We start from the raw sequence: 20181 nt of genomic DNA, 5'->3' as shown, positions 1-20181 counted from the left end.
TTATCACACCTCCCTATAGTTTCCGATTATCGATTTCCATCATTTTATTTTCAATTGCAGTAAGTACATCTTCGGCTGTTTGTTCAGAGTTATGTGAGCCCGTAATTTGAATTGCACCTTTTTCAATCGTAAGCACACGGCCGTTGTCACTGCTACTATTCTGGTTTGAAATATTCTGACTACGAGCAAGGCTATCAGCTGTAATGGCACCTGGGCCTTTATAGTCGAGCCCAACTGAACCACTTGCACCACTATTAGCAGCGTTAATTAAGTTACCACCAGCAGTGGATACTAGACCTACCGTGTCCATCATACCCATTGCCATACCCTGACCGATGAAACCACCGACTTCAGCAAAAAGCTTAGATGGCGAGTTAATTTTAGCTTTGGCTCGAGCAGCTCGGTTAGCTTGAGCAACCAATGCATCAGCTGCAGCTGCAACAGCACCAATTTGCGATCGCATACCTGCTGCTAATCCCGCTCCAATCATAGAACCTGCACTGCGCATTGGACCTACGCCAGTTCGAGCAATTGCTGCGGCACGACTTACGGCTTGCTGAACAGCAGCGCCCATTTTAGTACCACCAGCTCTTACTGCTGCAACAGCCTGATTCATTCCCGATCTAATTGCAGACACTACGCCTGCCATCGATGGCTTACCAACTTTAGGTGCGGCTATCTTGGCCAATTTAGGCATTTTAGGTGTAGGAATTGTTGGACGAGCTACTTTGACATGTAATGTCGTAAGTTTTGGTCGCTTTGGTTGTGGTATTGTTGGTCTAGCCACTTTGACATGTAACGGCTTGATTTTAGGTCGTTTAGGCTGAGGTATTTTTGGGCGTGCTACCTTTACATGCAGTGCCTTAATTTTAGGCGCCTTTGGTGTTGGTACTTTAGGCGTTGCAATTTTCACTTTCATTGGCTTAGTACCAAACTTATCCTGAGCTTTTTGCTGAGTTTCTGTTAGTGATGACGTATCAGCTTTAAACTTAGTCTTCACTGGTTTAGCACCAAATTTAGCTGCCATTCTTTGTTGCGTCTGATCAACTGATGATGTGTCTGCTTTCACTTTCATATTTGCTGGAGCTTTCATTTTAGCAAGTGGATTAGCGTCGAATTCATAACCAACTTTAACTTTTGCTTTACCTAGAGCCTGCTTATTACCAGCAATATTGTTCATGCTCATAACATTAGCATTGCTTTGAGCAATATTTGGTGCTTTTATATTATCAATATTAGCTTTAGCATTTTTAGCCTTACTACTTATTTGGTCAAAAACACTATTAATGTTAGCAGTTGCACCGTTATTAAATACGTCTCCGATACCAGCAAAGGATTTCTTCATGTTGTCAACGTCAGATTGCACATCTTTCATGGCATTCTTAGCATTACTAAAGCTCCAATTACGAGTAACTAAGTCTCTAATTGCTTGTAATGCAACATTACAGCCATCAGCAAACATTCTTAGCATCGAAATTATTCCAGCTATAGCATCTATAGCAATTGTAATAGCATCAACCAATAATCCAAAAAGCTGAACAGCCTTCATAATAGCTCCAGCTACACCACCTGCGATTATTTTGCCAAGTCCGGATAGCATGTTACCGATTGGCGACAATGCATTACCCAGATTGCCTAATGCTTGCATAAACGGTGCAAAAATATTTCCAATATTATTAAAAATACCAGAAATAAAATCTCTAAGGCCCAATAAATTATTTTGCCAAGCATAAACTGCTGAGATTATCACAACAGTAACGGCAGCAAGTGCTATTGCGATTGTACCAGCTATCGGAGTTATTGCTGCTGTTAGCGCTGTTCCCATAGTCTGCATACCTTCTAGCATTGCTTTTAAACCATCAAGAGCGCTGCTTATTGACATAATTGTATTAGCGATTCCTCCAAGTGCTTTAAATCCAATTAAAGCCGCAGTAAGTACCTTTATCGCACTAGCAACATTACTTATTTGACCCGAATCCATTTGACCTATTTTACTTAGTCCAGCAACTACGCCAGTAAGTACTAAGCCTTTGACGCCACCTTTTAAGACAATAAATGCAGCTCCTAATGCTTTTAACGTACTTGGATCCATTTGACCGATTGCTTGTGCAATTGCACTAATCGCATTAGCTGCACCTCTGACTGCTCCACCGGCAAAACTGCCAAGCTGGGTAAAGAAATTATTACCACCGCCTGCTGAAGCTTTATTCATAACATTACCGATTGAATTACCAAGTTCATGCAACATATCATTAACAGCCGATAAAGCTCCAGTTGACTTGAAGCCACTGAAAATGTCGCTTGCAGCTTTCTTTACTGTGTTAAAAGCGTCTAGTGCCTTGTCTGCAAATGAATCAAAATTAACATTACCTAATTTATCTGTAATCTTGGAAATTGCATCAATTCCAATTTGACTAAACTTCTGAAACTGTGGCTGCAATTTATTAGCTAAGGTTTCTTTTAGTCCGTCCATTGCTTGACCAACAGTCTTGTACTGGGTAGCCATTTTAGTGAAGTTGGCATTAGTACCAGTTTTAGCAACTGCATTTAAGAACTCTTTAGTTTTAATTGTCCCCGCTTGGACTTGGGCAACCATTTCTTTTGAACTCATACCCATAGTCTTAGCAACTGCTGACATACCAGCTGGTGCTTGTTCAAGCATAAGCTTAAAGTCTTGCCACTGCACCATTGGTTTTGACGCCATTTGCGTGGCTTGCTGGCTAATTGTCTTCATTGCTTGCTTGGGTTCTTCAGCTGACGCTGCTAGACCACCAAGGCCTTTGACTAATTGACCAGTATTTTTAGTACCAACAGCCGCTAATTGACTATACGTCGATGACATATCTGAAGCCGAGTAAATCGTTTCTTGGGCAAATTGTTGCATCGAAGCCTTAGCACTAGCAATCTGTGCAGGTGATTTGCCTAGTTGGGTCATATTACCTTCAAAAGTCTGCCAAGATACGCTAGCTTCGTTCAATTCGCCAACCATTGATCGAATACCATTACCTGCCATATTCATGCCTTGACTGATCATGTTGCCAACTACTTGACCACCAACCATCGACTTAAAAAAGCCATTTGATTGCTTAGTTGCATTGCCAAAAGTATTACCGCCTAGTGAGCTCTTCAGCTTTTCAAAGCCACCCATACTTTTCTGCAATCCACCAGACAATCGATTCAGAGGACCACTAAAAGCGTCAACTATCTTTATCGTTGCTTCAATTGTACTCATTTCTTCCCTCCTTTCTTTGTTTTAAATAGCAAAAAAGACAAGACTATTACTTTTGTCTTGCCTCCCTTTGCGCTTGCTTTTCATGTTCTTGTCTAATCTCGATTGATGCTTGAATGAGAATTTTTTCTCGATTACTCAATGACTCCCATTGCTTAGGTGTCCAGTGATACTCATTAAGCACATAATGGAATACCGCAAAATCACCAACCGAGTTTTCAATTAGTTTTTTGCTGTTTTCTTAACTTCCTCAGCATCCTCATTACCAATACCAGAAATTTTGATGACGCGCTCTGACAATTCGTTGTATTCGCCAATGGTTAGCATTCTTTGCAGCAATTTAGCTGCATCCCCATCAACCACACCATAACTCTTCATCAGATCTGCGTTGTGTAAGTCAGGTGACATAACACTTGCTTCAACAATCAAATCAGTAAATTTATTTTGATCAGTTTGTGCCTCGTACTGATGTGTTTTAGAATTTAAAACCTGTCTAGTTGCTTGATTACGCAGCTTAGTGACATCATCTGCTAATAGCGACTTGATTTTAAACGGCGATTTAAACCGTTTAAAATTCACGTCTTCTTTTTTAATTGGGTTTTCAACATTTTCCATTAAGAAATCTTTTACTGTTTCAGTCATTTCTATTCTCCTTAAGCTAAACTGCCATTAAATTCATCAATCAAATTAAAACCTTCAAACGAAAAGTCGGATTTAACTTCCATGACACCGTCGTCTGCCTTGAAATCGGCGATCGGAATTTCGTCCAAGTTTACATTAGTTAATTGGATTACTTGCTTACCCCAATCGGTCGTCTTATCCTCGATCGCTAAAGTGATGTCGAAATATAAGTCGCGGCCATTCTCGATGTAGGGCATCGCTTGTTTAATCCAATTTGAGTTAATCAGATAGCCACTTAAGCTACCTGTTCCTTCGATTGAAGTAGTCTTTTTGCGCTTCCAGTGTGTACCAAGCGTTTGGATGTCTTCCTTTTTCTTTTCAAGCTTGGCAGTAAACTCCTTACACTCAATCATCTTATAAACTTGACCGTTGATAGTTAAAGTTACTGTCGCTTCTTTAGTCGAAATGGCATTTCTACCATTTAAAAAATCACTTGCTTCTAAAGCCATTTAAATACCTCCTTTATCCTACGTTAATCGTGACATATAGCTTTTCCATTGAGTCAACTGGCTTAACGGCTAGGTCAACTACCACAGAATCACTATCAATTCCGGCTTCAACAGCTACATCAGTTGCACTGAAGTCTTGAATGATATTGCTATTGTTCAATCCCTGTAAGTAACTTACTCTATTAGCCTTAAAGAGATCTCGACCTGCTGCATTGTTGCCCACTTTACCCAAGTATGACTTCTCAAAAGTCTCTTCGGTATCAGTTGCAATTTCATCAAGCGTTCGCATTACTCTATTCTTACTAAAACTCTTAGGCTTATCTTGAGTAAACTTAGTGAGTGAATTGATATCCTGTTCAATCACTACCCGTTGACCAGGACGTGTCGTAAAGACAATTTGTCCTGCATCTAAAGCTTTAATTGTCTTGTCATTGTTTAATTTCGGATTAGCACTGATTGCATCTTCAACTTCGTAGTAAGTCAGTGAAGTAGCCGCATCAGCTGAACTGGACAGACCAGCAAAGTACGCTGACGCATCAGTTACTGACAAAGTTGTACCGTCGTTTAGCGTCAACCCGTTGGCAACCATCGAAATACCTTCATAGTTAACGTTATTAATACTTGAACTCGCCGGAATCACACCGCGAATCTTCATGCCCTCACTGTCACGTAGTCGCTTAACTGCACTAACTAACAAACTATGAATGTTGCTATCTTCTGGATAACCAGCTGTAGTTACTACCGAATAATTTTCAGTTTCCATTACGTCAGACATCAAATCTTCAGTAGCAGCCGATGAAGTCGTCCCGCCAGTTAGTTGATAACTAGCAGCTGCATTGATTGCATCTAGCTTAGCTTGTCCACCGTCTTCAGCGGTTAGAGTTACGCTGACGTAGTCATTGCTTAACAAATTACCAGCCGTTGTTGTAGTGACTGTTTGTTCATCAACAATTTCTGTGCCAAACAATGTTGTAATATTAACAATTGTCGTATTATTTGGATCCTTTTCTAAGCTAATAGAAATATCATTGCCCTTAGTTCCAGGATAACGTGCCACAAACTTCCATGGTAGGGCTGGATCGTTAAGACTAGCTCTTACTCCATCATTAGTATTTAAAAAGAGGACTGTTTCAGCCCCCTTTAGTACTTGCTTTAATGCTATTAATTTTGGATCGTCAATTGTTGTGCCCAGTAGCTCCTTAAAATTGCTGTCATTGTGCAATTCAATCACGCCTTTAGCACCCCAACCTAGTTGAGCATTGCTAAGTAACAACGTTCTACCAAGGCTTGATTCTGAAGTTGCCTTTGCCGTGCTTTTTACATTAACGTAAGCACCTGGACGCCGTTTTTTTTGCGTTTTCCATGTTCCACCTGCCATTTAAATACCTCCTTTAAATTTCTTAATGGCTGCTTGCAATTCATCAACTGTATATGTTCTGTTATGGTCCAAAACTGTTGCTAGGATATCCTTATCAACTGTCCCAAAAAGATTGCTATTAAGAATTGCTTTTTTAGTAAATTTATTTTCTTTTCTAATTGGCTTTTTAGTTTTTAATTCCGCCATTTACTTCTACCTTTCTTTGTTTAATTGTGTCATCCTGTCCAATTGTCCAAGTCCAAACCTCAAATTTAACCTCTAAAACGGTATTTGCCGTATCAATTTCAAATTCACGGTTATGAATACTGGCAAAACCTGATAGTTGTGTAAAATTATCCAATAACTTATCTTCCACACGCTCCATATCAGCATTTGAGTGCTCTTTCTCTGGAAAATACACCACTTGATAGTGGTATTTCCGATCTTGATTCTCAAATAATAGCGGAGCTGTCGCAGTCAATATTTTTTGAATAAAAAAAGACGGTTGCTCAAAGCTACTGTCTTGATTCTCTGTATAAATTACTGCATCTGGAAAAATACTAGCTATTTCATTTGCAATTCTCTCTGTTATGGTCATGGTCTTAATATTCTTTCAAACTCTTTTAGTGCAGGACTAACTAATTGTGGAAGTTGATGATTGATGCTTTCCGTTGCCTTCTTCATGAAAAATAATCCAGGCACCCAGCTACCGCCTCCTTGAGTTCTATGCCCATTTTCAACAAATGAAGCATATTCAGCATCATTTTTTAAATTAACTACGAAGCCACTACCATCATAGTGCATTCCGGTGTAAAACCAGGATCGCCTTAAGTGTCCAGTTTTGACAGGCGTAGTAGCTTTTAGCCTCTTCAAAGCTTCAAAAGCAATGTGAGTACCGCTATGTTCAACAGCTTTCTTTAGTTGCCCCATATCTACAGCACCTTTAATCTTTTCAGTGAAAGCTTTAAATTCAGCATCGTCAACTGTTCCTAGACTCATGCTTTTTCATCCCTTACCATTGCCAGTTCTTGATGACTAGCATAACCGGTATAGCCTTTGCTGGCATACTTATACTTAACTACTTTGCCATTCATATCAGTAACGGCAATTCTGGCACCTGCTGGAATATCAATACCAGTTCTGATTAACAGTTCTGCATCGTATTCATCAGTGCCAAAGAACGACTGTGCACTAGCTTTTTGAGTTTTTAAGACAACTTTGCATGGCTCATTGGAAACAATCGTCACGGTCTCGCTATCAGTGATAGCACCATGTTTAATCGCCCGCTTACCAGTAATAGTTGCCTTATCATGCCAAAGCAATGGTGCAGCACGTGTTAAATTATCAAACATTGTCATTGCTCTGGTAACCTCCTGTAGTGATTAAGAATTGCACGATAGTCATCACTAACTGCGTTAACAGTCTGCAAATCCTTATAGACTTCGCTTGGCTGCTTAAACGTCACTGACACATCGCCTTCAGAAATACTCGATACATTTCTGTCGCTTTGCTGACCATTTAGCCAGCCGTGAGTTTCAAGTAGCTGCACAGTTAAACTAACAATTGTACTGCTCAATTCTTCCGGCAATTTATCAATTGGCGTATTACAGTAATTAGCTACATCATTGATTGCTTTCTCAAGCGTAAACTTAACAATTGCTTCATAGCTTGGATTATTCTCATCATTTGATATTAGCAGCTTTACTTTAGCAAGTGTGTCTTCATAAGCAGGATAATGCATGTCCGTACCTACTTACTTGACTTCTTCTTTGACGCTTTACCTGCTGGAGTATTTTGTTCCGGCTCAACATCTTGTACCTCTGGTGCAGGTGCAACAGTCGGTTTATCTGATACCACAAATTCAATCCCCGCGGTCTTTGTTTGCAATAAAAGTACATCATTGTATGACTCTTCGTAATACAGGTAGTTGCCTGAATTAGCAGCACTCGGTTGATCAAATCCAGAAAATGAATACTTCTCAGGTGCCAGTTGAATGCCGTTATAAATTAAGAACATGTCAATTTGCTTAGACGAATCGATTACCTTTGAGCCATCGCTAAAGTCAAATGCTGTTTGCATTAAATCAGCCGGAACAATCACAAGCTTGACAGAATCAATACTGTAAACTGTTCTTTGTGGATTATTAGCATCAATCGACATACTCCGATTCTTGGCCACTGCTCGTTTTAAAATGGCATTAATCTTTGGTGTGATATAAAGCACTCGATTTTGTGCTGGTACCCGAGCTTCATCAAAGTCCAACATCATAGTATCAAAGGCTTCAAGAATGTTATTTTCGTCTAGCGTCTCATTATGAATGCCTTGACCACCATCTAATTCTTGCTTCTGACTAAATAACCGACTAAACATGAATCTGTCTTGCTCTGGCATCTTTTGAGTCAAATTGAATTGCTTAGTGATGTTAGCAATTGATACCACATAATTTGTTTCATCAACATCAAGTGGATCAACTAGTGTTTGCCAATAACGCTCATTAGTTAGTTCATAGCTTTCCCAGTCGTTAGAATAATTGGTACTAAAGCCAGTAATCGTTCGCCGTTGTCTATCCTTTCGTCCACTTAAAATTGTAAGCTTCGGTAGTTTAATATGCTTTGCCCCATCAAATTTAATCATTGAGTTTGCTGGAGAATTCCATAAAGCTCTTGAATATAAAACTCCATCTAAATTATAGAATGAATCTTGAATTGCTTGCTGATACTGTTCAGCAAAATTAATTGTTGTCATTATTTACCAATCCTTTCGTAAAAATATTTGTCATAGTTTGAGCTTCGTTATCGCCAGTTGGATCACCATTCTTAGGCTCATAAGTTTGCTTACTGCCTTCATCAAATAGATAGGCATCGGACTTTTTGAGACTTTTAACCTGTTCATCTAAGCCAATCAAATTGCCTTGCTCATCAAGCTTGATATCGTCCATATTGAGTAAAGCTTTGGCAGCCTTAGTGTTACGTACTTTATTTTGCGTAAGTGACTGATTAATTGCATTAGATAGCTTGGTCTGACTCAGCTGTTCATTAAGTTTCGTAGTATCTTGCTTGTATTGAGCCTGTAAATCCTTTAACTGATCACTTAAGCCATCGTTATCTTTGACTTGCTTCTGCAGCTTTTTCAAATCTTTATCACGATTAGTAATCTGTTCAGTTAATGACTTGTTGGTTTCTTCAAGTTCAGTCGCCTTTGTCTTAGCAGCATTAATGTCTTCACCATTCATAGTCATGACTTTGTCAATAACGTCTTCGCTCAAACCTAACTCTTTTAAATTTTCTCTTTTCATTTCTGCTCCTTTAACATCTTTTTACGAGTTGACTTCTCGCAAGGTATAAAAAATAAGCCTTTTTACGCCATGCTCAGGGCAAACAAATAGCACTCAGATAATTCTGAATGCTACATTCCAGGAATAATTCCTTTAATATCTTTTAGTGTTCGTTTAACTCGTTCCATCATTGAATTGCTAAATAAGTATTCAATCCCTGTTGGAGTAATTTGCACATTGTTATACTTAATACTTGTTCCTCCCAAAGCCTTTACTGGTGTAATGCCAGTAATATAATCTTGTTCAGACATATTAAGCAAAATATAGGTCCAATATTGTTGATTATATTGACTACCTATTTCATCTAATTCTTCATTAGAGATAATTTTACCTTGCTTTAGGTAATCATACAGCTGTTTAAGCAGCATGTACATAATTACAAAATAGTCATCTTTAGCCATTAAACTGCCTCTGCACTAACTATATCCGATATACCAATTTCATTTTCAATGCTATCACCAATAAAAGTAAGTTCTGGCTCATCATCTTCTTCATTTAGAATATCTTGAACAAAAATAGTTTTCTTTTTGCCATTATTTAAAGTAAATTCTACATTTCTTCCATAAAAGTGTTGATCTATTTCTTGAATTGACATCTTTCTAGGATTCATAATAAACCTCCTTATTCTAGATAATCTGGTTTTTGCGGTGTCACATGACAGCCTTTCTTTTTACTATAACCAATACGACCATTTTTAGTAGGATATAGTTTGCCATCAATACTAGCCCATTGACCAATATAAGAATCGTCAGTAAACAAAACCTTATTTTTATTCTGATCGTATTCTTTATAACCATATTTATTAATTAGCTTTTGAACTTCTTCAGCCGACAATATTAGTTCGCTAATTGGCTTTTTTCGTCCTTTAGCATAGTTATCGAATTCTGGTGTTCCCTTTACATGCTTATTATACGCCTCGGCATTAAGTTCATTCCACTCATATTTACCATTTTTCTTTGGTTCCATACGAACAGCACGATTTTCAATCTTGATATCAGTATGATCAACATATTGCTTCTTCCAATCTTGAAAGCTCATGCTGTCGACCAACCTACCTTTGCCTGTTTCAGGATCACGCATCCAACGAGTTTCAATATCAGGTAAATTTTCATCATAAGGCACTGTTGTACAGCGACAATACGGGTGGATTAGCGGGTAATTCTCACTGTCAATTCTATCTTTAACATTAAAAATCTTGCCATCTAAATAGCCACACTCTTCGCAAGTATGCGACTCAAGCGTGGCCATATATTCGTACCGTTCAATTTTGGAATCTTCGTAAAAAGATGCAGTTGCTTCTTCGGCAACGTGTCCCATTTCCGTAATAACCAACCGATGAATTTGCTTTCTTTGGATATCCACAAATCTATCTTGTAGCATCCTAGTAACACGCTGAGACGAATAGCCAAGCAATGTACCACGTAGTAAGACATCAGTTAATTGATCGGGCAAAACATCATGATAGTTCTTCCAAATCCTCTTAGAAAAATTGCTGCCTTGCCAAGGTTGATTAGCTATCTGCTTTAGTTGTGTTTCATTAAAATGTGTAAAATCAATACTAAAGCCGTTATGTGAGTCCTGCCAATTGTAATTCTGGTGAAGGTAAGTATCTTGAAACTGATTAGCTAACGCATTCCCCATGTTGCCAGACTCTTTATCAGCAAACTTACCACATAATTCCTGTAGTTGCTCATTGATATTCTGCAAACGAGCAATTCTACTTTTAAAATACTCGTTATCTAATTCCTTATCAAAGCCACCTGCTTTAGCCTTTGTTTCGAATTCCTTAAGGGTCATCTGCCAATTAGTGGTGTTGATATGTGCAAGCAACTTTCTTGCAGCACCAACAGATATATCATTATTTGCCGCATAACGCTTCATAAATTTATCTGTTTCTTGCTGAATTTCGACAAACAAGCTTTTCATGCGACTACGCAATGCTATTTCATAATCGGTGGCGTTGTCTAACTGACGTTGCTTTTCATCTAGTTGACGTTGTTGCCAATACCTAAGCGTCTGTTTCTTCGTCATTATCGGCACCGTCTACTTGCTTATAGTCATCACCAGCATATTGATCATCATTGGCAACATCCTGCTTCTGGTCTTCCAGCTCTTGCTGCCAATCTTCAACCAGTGGATTATTTCTAGCAATGGCTTCCTTACTTGTATAGTTAGCTAGCTGGGCAACTGTTTGTGCCTGCGTTAGATCATCTTCAACCTGCGTACGTGTCCATGTCTGCGTAATCTTACGTCCATCTGGATTAGATAAGCCGAGGTGATTCATAATTGCTCGCACTAATTCTGTAATGGCATCTCTAAAGTGTGTTTCAGTATTGGCTGCTTTCATCTCAAGGTGAGAATACAGCATCTTGATGGCTACACCACTTGCATTAGTTGATTCAAACTTGGCTGGGTCAACACCTTGGCCATAAAGAAAGATATCTTCACGTGTGATTTTCAGCGCATCGTCACGTGCTTCCGTTGGGATATCGATTGTTAGCTTATCAACACCGGATTTGTCGCCAGTCCCAATATTATCTAATTTGATGGCTTTATGCTGCTTCAGGTCATTTTCAAACCTATCTACATCTTCACCGCCATAATTGGTCAGCACCAGAATAACTTCTTGTACATCATCTAGGTCATTGATAAAACCGTTGTAAATATCATCATAGGCATCTATCAAGCCCTTGTATTTCATCAAATCAGGCTGCTGATACTTGTTTTTAGGAAACGCAATAAACGGTACTCGACCCATATCATGTTCATATACATTACTTTGCCCAGTCTCATAGCCTGCCGTCATATCAAAGCTAGTGAAGCAATTATATGGCTCAAGCTCATACTTATTAGCATTATCCTTTTCTCGATAAACTTGGCAAACTTTATCAGTCCAATATTCATGAACATTGAAGTATTCGCCTTTGTCTTCATCAAATTGACGATAGCTACGCAGTACTGCAAGTAGCTTGCGGTTGAGTTCAGTTGACCATATCGGAGTTATCTGACTTGGTTCAATTACGCCATATCTAAAATTACCGTCTTCATCAAGCCAATAGTGTAGCCATGCAATGCCCGCATTAGCAGCATCAATAACCAGCTGGTTGAGTGTGAGATTAAAGTTATCACCCAACACATCAGCTACTTTATTACTATCCGCCTGGCTGCCCACATCAATTTGCGGAGCAACTGTGGCCACATAACCAGCTTCTTGATTTACTAATAACTGATGGAAGTTTGAACTCACACGATTATCAGCATGCCTTAGTGGCTCATCTTTGCCATCTTTGTTTGTTTTAGACTTGCCATTATTCTTGTTGGTAATATCGTTTTGCGTCTTATAATAGCGCAATGATTTTTCATATTCATTTTTAAATGACTCACGACTTTTTGAAGTACTCTTTATTAATTCTTGTATTGCTGTTATTTCCAAGGAACGAAGCCTCCTTTCACCATTGCTCTTCTCATACCGTATCTAACTGCATCAATTGTATGGTCATCACCATCAGGATAATTCTCGATGAAGTTACCCATGCCATCTCTTTCGTATTCATAGCCTTTAAATTCTCTAGCGGCATTCGGACACGATACAGGATCAATTACAATCTCTGCCAGTCCTTGCAGCCATTTATAAGTAAACTCACGGCTGCCTTTACCTTTTGGAGCACCGACAACATTAAGCCCTAGTCTTCGCAGTTCAGCAATAGTGTTGGGTTCTGCCGCATCCGCTGATATTAGTTCGTGTTCTACACCAGCATTCTTAATCTTTTCAGCTGCTTCATTGTTCATTAAACGGCGTTGGTATATTTCATTAAAAATAAGTATTCGTCGCTTATTGGGTTCGTAGGCAATATCAACGTAAGCAGTTGGATCGTTGGTAAAGCCAAAGTCCATACCATGATAAATACTTTCAAAATTGCTGCGCTCTTGTTGAGTAATTTGTCGAATTGTTAAATTGTCAAAGACCTCTGCACCCGTACCTGTTACTTCACCCAAATACTCATGCTGATAGGCTTTTAAATTGTCATGCTTCAACTGTTCAGCATCAGCAATAAACTCCTTACCAAGCCACTCTTGCGGCACTGAGCGATAATCTGACGAATGCACCAATGTATCAGAACGTAAGCCCTGCTGTTCAGTCGCTTCATTAACCCAATTACGTTGACTAGCTGGCGGATTATAACTACTAAAGGTAACAATCCCTGAACCACCACGATTTAAAGATTGATTGATATTACGGATTTCTTCCATGCCTTTGAAGTCTGAAATCTCTTCAAAATGTTTGAACTTCGTATAACCGTGCCTAAATTTCTGTGACTTAATCTTTTGCGGTTTGTCAGCACCCTTGAAACGAATTTGCTGTCCCGTTGGTAAGTAAGTCAGCTGCATTGGACTTGTACTGGAAGCCCAGTAATCAGATACACCCAGCTTATCTATTGCCCACAAATATTGATCGAATACCGAGTCACGCAATGTTGCGGCAACCTTACGAATAACCATTGCATTAGCTTCAGGATCTTGCATCATGCCCAGAATAATTACAATGGAAACAAAAGAAGACTTGGTTGAACCACGCCCTCCTTTTAGCCAGTAGTTGGCATATTTATGATGTTTAACGTCTTGATAAACACTAAAAAAGGATGGTGCAATCAAGTTAGATAATCTAACCATCTTCTTCACTATCCTTTGGAATATCATCAATAATTTTCACTGGACTAATAAGCTTAGCATTCACGTCATGCTTTTCAGTCCACATCGCTGACCGTTTACCTAGCAGTTCAGCAGCCTTAATCCTATCTTTTGCGCCAACAGCAACGCCCTTAAAGACACCTTTTGCAGTTGCTACATCTTCTTTTTGTTCGCCTCGCATCACAGATGATAAATACTCAAGTATTTCTTGCTGGTCAGCAACTTTGCTATCAGATATTTCTTTCATACGCTTCTCCAAGTAATTTGCGATTTCAACTTTCTTCAGGTTTTCTTGTCCAATTGAGTAAGCTGTTCGTTTAGAATAGCCAGCTTTTATTGCTGCTTCTGTAGCATTACCAGTTTTTATGTACTCATCACAAAATTTTCGTTGTTTTACTGTTAAGCTCAAGCATTACCACCTTCTTTCTGCATCAAAAAAGACGGCCGCGGGGTCGCCTAGGATTATTTATCACTTACAATCTGAACTTCAGATGTTACCCTTTTTAAATTCATTAGTGTTTCACTAATTTTATTACAAAAATTAATAAGACCTTTTTCCTTTATAACTGCCTCGCCTGTACTCAAATTGACAGCACTATAATATTCTTCACCATCTTCGCAACTTTTCCCAATTGGATAGCTAACCGAAATAATAAAGAAACTATTATTTAAGCCATTGGCATAACTTGAGCAAATAATGTCACCTGGTTTTAACATAATAATATTGATATTATTTTTGCTTTCACCTTTATCTGTTCTAACAATGTTCATACGTTTTCCTCCAAACAAAAAGACGGCTGTTAAGTCGTCTATGAGTTAATTATCTTTTTTATTTGAATCAAACAAATCCAATTCAATTTCTTCAGAACCTTTTATATGATCTAATACCTTAAGTATCGTGTAATTGCTTTTTAACTTACCATCCGTATCTAAATATTGCGAAGTCTTCATTTTTACTTTGAGAGTGTCAGTTGAACCAAAACGCTGTTCATTTTTTGTTACAGCATCTAAAAAATCCTGATCTTCAATATCAGCAAAAAATTGACTTGCCCCATTACTAAATTTCCATTTTCCATGTTCAAATGCAACATTAATTATTTGTAGATAGACTTCTGAAACCTCATCAGTTAACTCTTTTTCTTTAGTTGGCGGTACCTCAAAATTATGATATTCTTTTTCTCCCACTGAAACTTTTATCTTTTCATCATGTGAAAAATCAATACCGCTGATCCCGCTTTTATCAAGTGGCTTCATTACATCATGAATCTGCTTTCTAAATTCGACGTTTCCGTAGGTTTTAAAAACAGCTTCTGGAATTGTTAAGCTAGTTTCATCATCAAGTTTTAATTTAACTTGACCTTCTTCTTCTTTTTTAGAAGCTATCTTTTTATCTGCAATTCTTTTAATAGTATCAACTGCTGTAATAAAAATTCCAGCATATTGAGTTAAGTTTAAAAAAGCTTGCGAATCATTACCATTAAGCAAATTCATAGCTTTTTTTATTAAATCTGGGCCATTAACCAAAAATAATTCAGCTATAAATGAACCTTTTTTTGTCGCACTAATATTTAAAGACAGTCGCTCTCCATCTGGATTATTTATTTTTTGAATGGTCTGAAATGCTTCTGACAAAGACAACAAAGATGGTGCAAGGTCATTAATCGGTATGCTGCTGTTTTCAACTGCTTCTCCAACATAGTGAACTTCAAATTTATATTTTGCCATCTATAATCATCTCCAATCTAATTCATCATAATGATACTACAATAATCATCAGATGAACATAAGTTTAGACTTTTTGAGATGAATAAATTTAGTTTACCGCCATCACGGACGATAGCAGCCATAGGAATCGAACCTATGTAAGAGACCATCGCTGCTAACCATTGTAGGAGGAAAACCCAATTAAAATTGGTGTCGAAAACTTAGGTATTTTCCGCTATCCAATCTTTTCGACAATAACAATATAGCATCCCTTAACCCCGATTGAGCACCGATTTTGTAACGATTCTGCACCGATTTTAAAAAATATTGCAGCATATTATCCAATTTTATTTATAGTGCTTTACTCTAGGATTAAAGAGAGATATAATACTTGTAGAATAAAAGAAAGAAGGAAACATTAATGTCAACTGATGTAAGTAAAAAAACTAACCTAAATGTTAAAATTGATACCAATTTAAAAAATGAAGCAGATTTAGTTTTCAAAGATATGGGACTAACATTAAGCGCTGCAATCACAATGTTTCTAAAACGTTCTGTTGATGATCGTGAGTTACCTTTTCAACCACGTGTGACTACCGAAATGGATCAAGCTTTGGATGAAATCAACTCAGGTAATGTTGAATCATTTGATTCTGTTGAAGACTGGGAAGAAGATTTACGTAAATATGTACAAAGTTAAGCAATCACGTAAATTTAAGAAATCTGCCAAACAAGCAATTAAGCAAGGAAAAGATATCAACAAGCTAGTCGCTGCTGTGAAAGCCATAGTTACAAATACTATAAGTCCTAATTACCATGACCATGAACTTAAAGGAAAGTGGCAAGGAACTCGCGAATTACATATCGAACCGGATTGGCTATTGACTTATAAAATCAAAGGCAATGAGCTGATACTTTATTTAGTTGACACAGGCTCGCATAGCCAATTATTTGGTAAGTAAAAAGCTTAAGTAACCATAAAAAGTTACTCAAGCTTTTTTATATCTAGAAAACTTTTAGTTCCGGAATATCTACACCATATCTTGTCTTCTGTGTTTCAAGTGAATCAGCAAATTGACATAAAGCATAGCGTTTCAAATCTCCATATCGAGAATCGCTGTATTGGACTTTTGCTGCCACTTTCCAGTCTTCTAGTTCATCTATATATAAAGCTTTTAAAATCGTCCTAAAAGGCTGCTTTTGGCTATCTGAGCAATAATTGATTGCTTGATAGACTGCTTTACATCTATCCTGCATTTCAAAAATATGAGCCATTTTAGATTCCGCCGAATTACCGCCATGAACTGCTATTCCCGTTGGATCGAGTTGTGGACTGCTTAAATCTGTACGATGAAATCCAGCTTTGACTAAATAATTTGGAAAAGTATATTTAAAAAAATCACGTACTTTTTTAGCGGTTTTAGTTTGATCAATGTCTAAACCTAGGTCAACTTCTTCCACAAACTCAATCCTTTCTTTACTTTACATAAATCTTTTTATCATTACGTTTCATGTACTTTGTACCCTCAGGTACCTGATTCCAGCGATAGTATTTCTTCACCGACAAAGTATAACCGCGCTGATTTAGTAAAGCTGTTGCCTGTTCAATACTGAGTGCTCTATCAATTCCAAGTGCTTTTAAGTTACTTAAAGATGATAGAAACGCTACTTTTCCAGATTTATCAGTAAGCTTATATTTAAAATTCGGTAAAAATTTTAAATGATATTTTTTAGCAATTTTATAAACATAAGAGTTATCACAACCAACACTTTGCATAATCTGTGAACAAGAATATCCGCGCTTTATCAAAGCAGATATTCGTCCTGCGCGATCTTTTGGAGGTCGCTCTTTAATACCAAACTTTTGATGTATCTTAGCTAAAATCGGTTCATCGTCAGGCGCATCAGCTAAACAACCATATTTATTTTCAATTTCATGGATTAAGTTATAAGGAATTGTATTCATTGTTATACCTCGAAATCGAAACGATGTTAGAAGTATTGATCCATACTTCGCCAATCGCAAAATCCGTCACAATAACAAATTGTGCATCGAATAGGTTATCTATAATTTCATCCATTGATTCTTTGACCTGATAAGATGTTCTGCCATCATTCATACGAATTACTGATTTAATATCCATACCCTATATAATCCCCTTTCACAATTTCAATTGCCTCTTCAGGACTACGCGCAATGCCATGACAGATACCACGCTCTGTCAGCATTTCATGAAAAATAACTTGTTCTTTACGTGGTCTACCAGTCTTCGTTTTAACTTCAATAAAGAATGGTTTATTTAAATCATCATAACCGAATAAATCAGGAAATCCTTTTGGTAATCCAGTATCAAACCAACGACCATTCTGCATCAAAACTTTGCCAACATTAGCCCGAAATGTTAAATACCCACAGAATGAAAACAATTTACGAATATTATTCTGTATGTCATGCTCTGTTGTTGCTTTAGTGATAATGCCTTGTTCATAAGCCTGCTTAACAACATCAATCATCAACTGGCACCTTCTCGCAATCTTCAAGATGATATTTTTTGATTTCAGGTTTAGTGAACTGATAATACTGTTTACCAACTCTTCCAATAATGTTGCCGTTTTCGATTTCGCCTGCATTTATTTGGTTATCATTGCTCCACTTGTGATAATAACCGTTGTTAGTATGTGGCACTTTCACATACCACCTTCTCTCTGGAACTGGCTTAGAAAACAAATCCCAAAAATTTTCCATTGATTCTTTATCAGGAGCGCCATACCAATACAAAATAGTACTTGCATAGTCTTCAAATTTTTCATTAATTGCTAATTCCATAAACTCTTTTTTAGTCATAGGAACTCGTCTAGCTCTTGCATATACTCCTTTGGTATCTAATCCTCCGCCCAAGACTTTAGTGCCACACCAATCATTTGTTACAAACAAGCATCTATCGTTATGTTCAATAATTCTTTTTTCTTCAGTCATCGCTATGCCTCTAGCTTTCTACCGCACATCGGACAATAGCAGATTTTTCTGTTAAGCTCGGAGCCATCACTCTTTAGCAAAAACAGCTCGCTAGTATCAGAGTCAATCGCGATCGTTTCCTTTTTATCCATGATCAAAGTCTGAGTATCTCCATGTTTATCGTATCTGCAATACTTACACCCTTTTTCAGTCATCGCTATGCCTCAAGTTCATCCATTACGTTTTGCTTAAATTCAAAGCTTTTTAGTGCTTCATCAGTAATACCCAAATGCTGTGCTCTAGTATAAACATCCATGTAAAGTTTGTGCTCTGAACCTTTATATGTGCATTCGTAATAGTCAGAGCTTTCTCCTTCGATACCTAACATTGCTTTGTTATTATCTGCTGCTTTAACTAGCCAAGTTACAAAAATGCTATCCTCGTCTGCTTTAGCATATTCTGCGACGCTTTGCTTACAAATACTTATAAATCTTTTATTATCCATTGATTTGTTCCTCCTAAAACGGTAAGTCGTCATCTGAAATATCGATTGTGTCGCTACTACCAGTAAATGGATCTGTTTCAATTTGATTTTGATTACTGTTATATCTGCTGTTGTTTTGTTGATAGCTACCTTGCTGGCCTTGATTGCTATCCTTTGGATCAAGTAGTGCAATCTGATCTGCTACAATTTCAGTAACGTAAACTCGCTGACCATTCTTATCTTCATAATTTCTAGTTTGAATGCGACCATCTACACCAATCATTGAACCTTTGTGGCAATATTGATTAATTATCTCCGCCGTTTTCTTCCAAGCAACACACTGAATAAAGTCAGCGTCACGTGAGCCATCTTTATTTTTAAATGTTCGCTCAACTGCTAAAGTAAACGACAGCACCGACAAACCGCTTTGCGTTGTCCTTAGCTCTGGGTCACGTGTGAGCCGTCCTACTAATACCGTTCTATTAATCATCTATAAACCTCTTCTTTTATCTCTAATCTTAGTAAAATCAATTACGTGTCCTGCTCCGCCTTCTTGCATGCGACTTACTAATCTTGAATGGTAAGTAGTATGGAGTTGCTGCATATCCAAATTCGTTGTTGTGATGATGCGTTGATTGCTCTCGTAAATATCAAAAATAGTATCTTGCACAAAACTAGTTGCTTCACTATTAGCACTCTCTGAGCCTAAATCATCTAAAACTACCAAATCTGCTCTTTGGACCACTTCTGCCACCCGTTTAGGTGACCATGGCTGTGTCTTATCACTAAACCAGTTCTTCATCTCGCGAATAAGCTTATTAACACTAAGAAACAAGCATTTCTGCATTGGTTCAGCATTATCATTCACCGCATTTAAAATTGCCATTGCTAAGTGCGTTTTCCCTGCTCCGGCATTGCCATAAAACAAAGTATTGAATTTCTTATCAGGCTGTTTGAGATAAGCTCCTGCAATCTGTCTAGCTGCTTCTTTAGCAAAGTGTTCGCTAGAATTGGTATTACTTTTAAAAGTCGCAAAGGTGTAGCCAAAAGTCGCATCACGATCAACTAGCGATTGTCCACGGAGATAGCCCCGCATTCGCCTGATTTTATGGTCCTCGTGCATTTGTCTATCTTGCTCATCACGTTTAGCCTTAGTACATTCAAGACAGAAAGGTTTTACCTTTTTAACACCAGCAACATAAACTAAGTTGGTTCCATGAATTGGACATTGTTCACTTGTTTGCCTAACCGCACGCGTCAATGCCCCAACCATACTTCCAATTGAACTTGACATAATA

Annotated in this window: 29 protein-coding genes; 2 read left to right on the top strand and 27 right to left on the bottom strand. The window is 37.9% G+C overall.

What is annotated here, in order from left to right:
- Positions 1 to 13 precede the first annotated feature (13 nt).
- From OZX59_RS00145 to OZX59_RS00055, 19 genes are all read right to left on the bottom strand, one after another.
- A complete protein-coding gene (locus OZX59_RS00145; RefSeq protein ID WP_277126127.1) occupies positions 14 to 3232 on the bottom strand; it encodes a tape measure protein in 3219 nt (1072 codons plus the stop codon).
- A gap of 219 nt (positions 3233 to 3451) precedes the next feature.
- A complete protein-coding gene (locus OZX59_RS00140) occupies positions 3452 to 3871 on the bottom strand; it encodes a hypothetical protein (protein ID WP_277126126.1) in 420 nt (139 codons plus the stop codon).
- 11 nt (positions 3872 to 3882) lie between these two features.
- A complete protein-coding gene (locus OZX59_RS00135) occupies positions 3883 to 4359 on the bottom strand; it encodes a phage tail tube protein (RefSeq protein ID WP_277126125.1) in 477 nt (158 codons plus the stop codon).
- 13 nt (positions 4360 to 4372) lie between these two features.
- A complete protein-coding gene (locus tag OZX59_RS00130) occupies positions 4373 to 5737 on the bottom strand; it encodes a phage tail sheath family protein (RefSeq protein WP_277126124.1) in 1365 nt (454 codons plus the stop codon).
- Entirely contained in the window at positions 5738 to 5923 is a 186-nt protein-coding gene (locus OZX59_RS00125) for a hypothetical protein (protein ID WP_277126123.1), read from the bottom strand. It lies immediately after the preceding gene.
- Positions 5904 to 6314 carry a DUF6838 family protein gene (locus OZX59_RS00120; RefSeq protein WP_277126122.1) on the bottom strand — a complete coding sequence of 137 codons (411 nt, stop codon included), beginning with the start codon at positions 6312 to 6314 and terminating at the stop codon, positions 5904 to 5906. The genes OZX59_RS00125 and OZX59_RS00120 overlap by 20 nt, the downstream gene beginning before the upstream one ends.
- Positions 6311 to 6715: an HK97 gp10 family phage protein gene (locus tag OZX59_RS00115; RefSeq protein WP_277126121.1), complete on the bottom strand. Its 405-nt coding sequence runs from the start codon at positions 6713 to 6715 to the stop codon at positions 6311 to 6313. The genes OZX59_RS00120 and OZX59_RS00115 overlap by 4 nt, the downstream gene beginning before the upstream one ends.
- Positions 6712 to 7074, bottom strand: coding sequence for a hypothetical protein (locus OZX59_RS00110; RefSeq protein ID WP_277126120.1), 363 nt, complete (start codon positions 7072 to 7074; stop codon positions 6712 to 6714). Before OZX59_RS00110 ends, OZX59_RS00115 begins: the two co-directional genes overlap by 4 nt.
- Positions 7071 to 7457 (bottom strand): hypothetical protein, encoded by a 387-nt coding sequence (locus OZX59_RS00105; protein WP_277126119.1) that lies wholly within the window; start codon positions 7455 to 7457, stop codon positions 7071 to 7073. The genes OZX59_RS00110 and OZX59_RS00105 overlap by 4 nt, the downstream gene beginning before the upstream one ends.
- Before the next feature lie 8 nt (positions 7458 to 7465).
- Entirely contained in the window at positions 7466 to 8461 is a 996-nt protein-coding gene (locus OZX59_RS00100) for a capsid protein (RefSeq protein ID WP_277126118.1), read from the bottom strand.
- Positions 8448 to 9011 carry a phage scaffolding protein gene (locus OZX59_RS00095; RefSeq protein ID WP_277126117.1) on the bottom strand — a complete coding sequence of 188 codons (564 nt, stop codon included), beginning with the start codon at positions 9009 to 9011 and terminating at the stop codon, positions 8448 to 8450. Before OZX59_RS00095 ends, OZX59_RS00100 begins: the two co-directional genes overlap by 14 nt.
- A gap of 110 nt (positions 9012 to 9121) precedes the next feature.
- On the bottom strand, positions 9122 to 9451 hold the full coding sequence (locus OZX59_RS00090; protein ID WP_277126116.1) for a YjcQ family protein: 330 nt from the start codon (positions 9449 to 9451) through the stop codon (positions 9122 to 9124).
- Positions 9451 to 9660, bottom strand: a complete 210-nt coding sequence (locus OZX59_RS00085; RefSeq protein WP_277126115.1) for a hypothetical protein — start codon at positions 9658 to 9660, stop codon at positions 9451 to 9453. The genes OZX59_RS00090 and OZX59_RS00085 overlap by 1 nt, the downstream gene beginning before the upstream one ends.
- Positions 9661 to 9671: 11 nt before the next feature.
- Complete coding sequence (locus OZX59_RS00080) at positions 9672 to 11081, bottom strand: minor capsid protein (RefSeq protein ID WP_277126114.1); 1410 nt, start codon at positions 11079 to 11081, stop codon at positions 9672 to 9674.
- Positions 11059 to 12483 carry a phage portal protein gene (locus tag OZX59_RS00075; RefSeq protein ID WP_277126113.1) on the bottom strand — a complete coding sequence of 475 codons (1425 nt, stop codon included), beginning with the start codon at positions 12481 to 12483 and terminating at the stop codon, positions 11059 to 11061. Before OZX59_RS00075 ends, OZX59_RS00080 begins: the two co-directional genes overlap by 23 nt.
- Positions 12474 to 13721 carry a PBSX family phage terminase large subunit gene (locus OZX59_RS00070; RefSeq protein WP_277126112.1) on the bottom strand — a complete coding sequence of 416 codons (1248 nt, stop codon included), beginning with the start codon at positions 13719 to 13721 and terminating at the stop codon, positions 12474 to 12476. The genes OZX59_RS00075 and OZX59_RS00070 overlap by 10 nt, the downstream gene beginning before the upstream one ends.
- Complete coding sequence (locus OZX59_RS00065; RefSeq protein ID WP_277126111.1) at positions 13714 to 14148, bottom strand: terminase small subunit; 435 nt, start codon at positions 14146 to 14148, stop codon at positions 13714 to 13716. Before OZX59_RS00065 ends, OZX59_RS00070 begins: the two co-directional genes overlap by 8 nt.
- Before the next feature lie 53 nt (positions 14149 to 14201).
- Positions 14202 to 14510, bottom strand: a complete 309-nt coding sequence (locus OZX59_RS00060; protein WP_277126110.1) for a hypothetical protein — start codon at positions 14508 to 14510, stop codon at positions 14202 to 14204.
- 45 nt (positions 14511 to 14555) lie between these two features.
- The gene (locus OZX59_RS00055; RefSeq protein ID WP_277126109.1) at positions 14556 to 15464 is read right to left on the bottom strand and encodes a hypothetical protein; all 909 of its coding nucleotides are present in this window, start codon (positions 15462 to 15464) and stop codon (positions 14556 to 14558) included.
- A 400-nt stretch (positions 15465 to 15864) separates the two neighbouring features.
- Here OZX59_RS00055 and OZX59_RS00050 point away from each other — a divergent pair, with 400 nt between their 5' ends.
- Together OZX59_RS00050 and OZX59_RS00045 are read left to right on the top strand one after the other, a co-directional pair.
- Positions 15865 to 16143, top strand: coding sequence for a type II toxin-antitoxin system RelB/DinJ family antitoxin (locus tag OZX59_RS00050; protein WP_277126108.1), 279 nt, complete (start codon positions 15865 to 15867; stop codon positions 16141 to 16143).
- Positions 16130 to 16405 (top strand): type II toxin-antitoxin system YafQ family toxin, encoded by a 276-nt coding sequence (locus OZX59_RS00045; RefSeq protein WP_277126107.1) that lies wholly within the window; start codon positions 16130 to 16132, stop codon positions 16403 to 16405. The genes OZX59_RS00050 and OZX59_RS00045 overlap by 14 nt, the downstream gene beginning before the upstream one ends.
- Positions 16406 to 16448: 43 nt before the next feature.
- On the opposite strand, the gene OZX59_RS00040 is transcribed toward OZX59_RS00045, so the two are convergent.
- From OZX59_RS00040 to OZX59_RS00005, 8 genes are all read right to left on the bottom strand, one after another.
- Positions 16449 to 16904, bottom strand: a complete 456-nt coding sequence (locus OZX59_RS00040; protein WP_277126106.1) for an ArpU family phage packaging/lysis transcriptional regulator — start codon at positions 16902 to 16904, stop codon at positions 16449 to 16451.
- 16 nt (positions 16905 to 16920) lie between these two features.
- A complete protein-coding gene (locus OZX59_RS00035; protein WP_277126105.1) occupies positions 16921 to 17409 on the bottom strand; it encodes a hypothetical protein in 489 nt (162 codons plus the stop codon).
- Entirely contained in the window at positions 17390 to 17587 is a 198-nt protein-coding gene (locus tag OZX59_RS00030; protein WP_277126104.1) for a hypothetical protein, read from the bottom strand. Before OZX59_RS00030 ends, OZX59_RS00035 begins: the two co-directional genes overlap by 20 nt.
- Positions 17577 to 17957 carry a VRR-NUC domain-containing protein gene (locus OZX59_RS00025; protein WP_277127019.1) on the bottom strand — a complete coding sequence of 127 codons (381 nt, stop codon included), beginning with the start codon at positions 17955 to 17957 and terminating at the stop codon, positions 17577 to 17579. The genes OZX59_RS00030 and OZX59_RS00025 overlap by 11 nt, the downstream gene beginning before the upstream one ends.
- Complete coding sequence (locus OZX59_RS00020) at positions 17950 to 18420, bottom strand: hypothetical protein (protein ID WP_277126103.1); 471 nt, start codon at positions 18418 to 18420, stop codon at positions 17950 to 17952. The genes OZX59_RS00025 and OZX59_RS00020 overlap by 8 nt, the downstream gene beginning before the upstream one ends.
- Before the next feature lie 196 nt (positions 18421 to 18616).
- Entirely contained in the window at positions 18617 to 18904 is a 288-nt protein-coding gene (locus tag OZX59_RS00015) for a DUF6275 family protein (RefSeq protein ID WP_277126102.1), read from the bottom strand.
- Positions 18905 to 18917: 13 nt separating this feature from the next.
- Positions 18918 to 19373: a single-stranded DNA-binding protein gene (gene ssb / locus OZX59_RS00010; protein ID WP_277126101.1), complete on the bottom strand. Its 456-nt coding sequence runs from the start codon at positions 19371 to 19373 to the stop codon at positions 18918 to 18920.
- Entirely contained in the window at positions 19374 to 20177 is an 804-nt protein-coding gene (locus OZX59_RS00005) for a DnaA/Hda family protein (RefSeq protein ID WP_277126100.1), read from the bottom strand.
- Positions 20178 to 20181 lie beyond the last annotated feature (4 nt).

Source organism: Lactobacillus sp. ESL0681 (genome assembly GCF_029392835.1).
Taxonomy (GTDB): Bacteria; Bacillota; Bacilli; order Lactobacillales; family Lactobacillaceae; genus Lactobacillus.
Note: the sequence above shows the minus strand (reverse complement) of the source record. Positions and strands in the feature narration are given on the sequence as shown.

Coding starts and splice junctions, on each gene's coding strand:
- OZX59_RS00120 (WP_277126122.1), bottom strand. CDS start 6,314: ATGACCATAACAGAGAGAATTGCAAATGAAATAGCTAGTATTTTTCCA.
- OZX59_RS00145 (WP_277126127.1), bottom strand. CDS start 3,232: ATGAGTACAATTGAAGCAACGATAAAGATAGTTGACGCTTTTAGTGGT.
- OZX59_RS00045 (WP_277126107.1), top strand. CDS start 16,130: ATGTACAAAGTTAAGCAATCACGTAAATTTAAGAAATCTGCCAAACAA.
- OZX59_RS00015 (WP_277126102.1), bottom strand. CDS start 18,904: ATGGATAATAAAAGATTTATAAGTATTTGTAAGCAAAGCGTCGCAGAA.
- ssb (WP_277126101.1), bottom strand. CDS start 19,373: ATGATTAATAGAACGGTATTAGTAGGACGGCTCACACGTGACCCAGAG.
- OZX59_RS00115 (WP_277126121.1), bottom strand. CDS start 6,715: ATGAGTCTAGGAACAGTTGACGATGCTGAATTTAAAGCTTTCACTGAA.
- OZX59_RS00030 (WP_277126104.1), bottom strand. CDS start 17,587: ATGGATATTAAATCAGTAATTCGTATGAATGATGGCAGAACATCTTAT.
- OZX59_RS00090 (WP_277126116.1), bottom strand. CDS start 9,451: ATGGCTAAAGATGACTATTTTGTAATTATGTACATGCTGCTTAAACAG.
- OZX59_RS00055 (WP_277126109.1), bottom strand. CDS start 15,464: ATGGCAAAATATAAATTTGAAGTTCACTATGTTGGAGAAGCAGTTGAA.
- OZX59_RS00110 (WP_277126120.1), bottom strand. CDS start 7,074: ATGACAATGTTTGATAATTTAACACGTGCTGCACCATTGCTTTGGCAT.
- OZX59_RS00035 (WP_277126105.1), bottom strand. CDS start 17,409: ATGAATACAATTCCTTATAACTTAATCCATGAAATTGAAAATAAATAT.
- OZX59_RS00060 (WP_277126110.1), bottom strand. CDS start 14,510: ATGAACATTGTTAGAACAGATAAAGGTGAAAGCAAAAATAATATCAAT.
- OZX59_RS00025 (WP_277127019.1), bottom strand. CDS start 17,957: ATGATTGATGTTGTTAAGCAGGCTTATGAACAAGGCATTATCACTAAA.
- OZX59_RS00020 (WP_277126103.1), bottom strand. CDS start 18,420: ATGACTGAAGAAAAAAGAATTATTGAACATAACGATAGATGCTTGTTT.
- OZX59_RS00100 (WP_277126118.1), bottom strand. CDS start 8,461: ATGACAACAATTAATTTTGCTGAACAGTATCAGCAAGCAATTCAAGAT.
- OZX59_RS00050 (WP_277126108.1), top strand. CDS start 15,865: ATGTCAACTGATGTAAGTAAAAAAACTAACCTAAATGTTAAAATTGAT.
- OZX59_RS00140 (WP_277126126.1), bottom strand. CDS start 3,871: ATGACTGAAACAGTAAAAGATTTCTTAATGGAAAATGTTGAAAACCCA.
- OZX59_RS00135 (WP_277126125.1), bottom strand. CDS start 4,359: ATGGCTTTAGAAGCAAGTGATTTTTTAAATGGTAGAAATGCCATTTCG.
- OZX59_RS00130 (WP_277126124.1), bottom strand. CDS start 5,737: ATGGCAGGTGGAACATGGAAAACGCAAAAAAAACGGCGTCCAGGTGCT.
- OZX59_RS00125 (WP_277126123.1), bottom strand. CDS start 5,923: ATGGCGGAATTAAAAACTAAAAAGCCAATTAGAAAAGAAAATAAATTT.
- OZX59_RS00105 (WP_277126119.1), bottom strand. CDS start 7,457: ATGCATTATCCTGCTTATGAAGACACACTTGCTAAAGTAAAGCTGCTA.
- OZX59_RS00095 (WP_277126117.1), bottom strand. CDS start 9,011: ATGAAAAGAGAAAATTTAAAAGAGTTAGGTTTGAGCGAAGACGTTATT.
- OZX59_RS00070 (WP_277126112.1), bottom strand. CDS start 13,721: ATGGTTAGATTATCTAACTTGATTGCACCATCCTTTTTTAGTGTTTAT.
- OZX59_RS00080 (WP_277126114.1), bottom strand. CDS start 11,081: ATGACGAAGAAACAGACGCTTAGGTATTGGCAACAACGTCAACTAGAT.
- OZX59_RS00085 (WP_277126115.1), bottom strand. CDS start 9,660: ATGAATCCTAGAAAGATGTCAATTCAAGAAATAGATCAACACTTTTAT.
- OZX59_RS00005 (WP_277126100.1), bottom strand. CDS start 20,177: ATGTCAAGTTCAATTGGAAGTATGGTTGGGGCATTGACGCGTGCGGTT.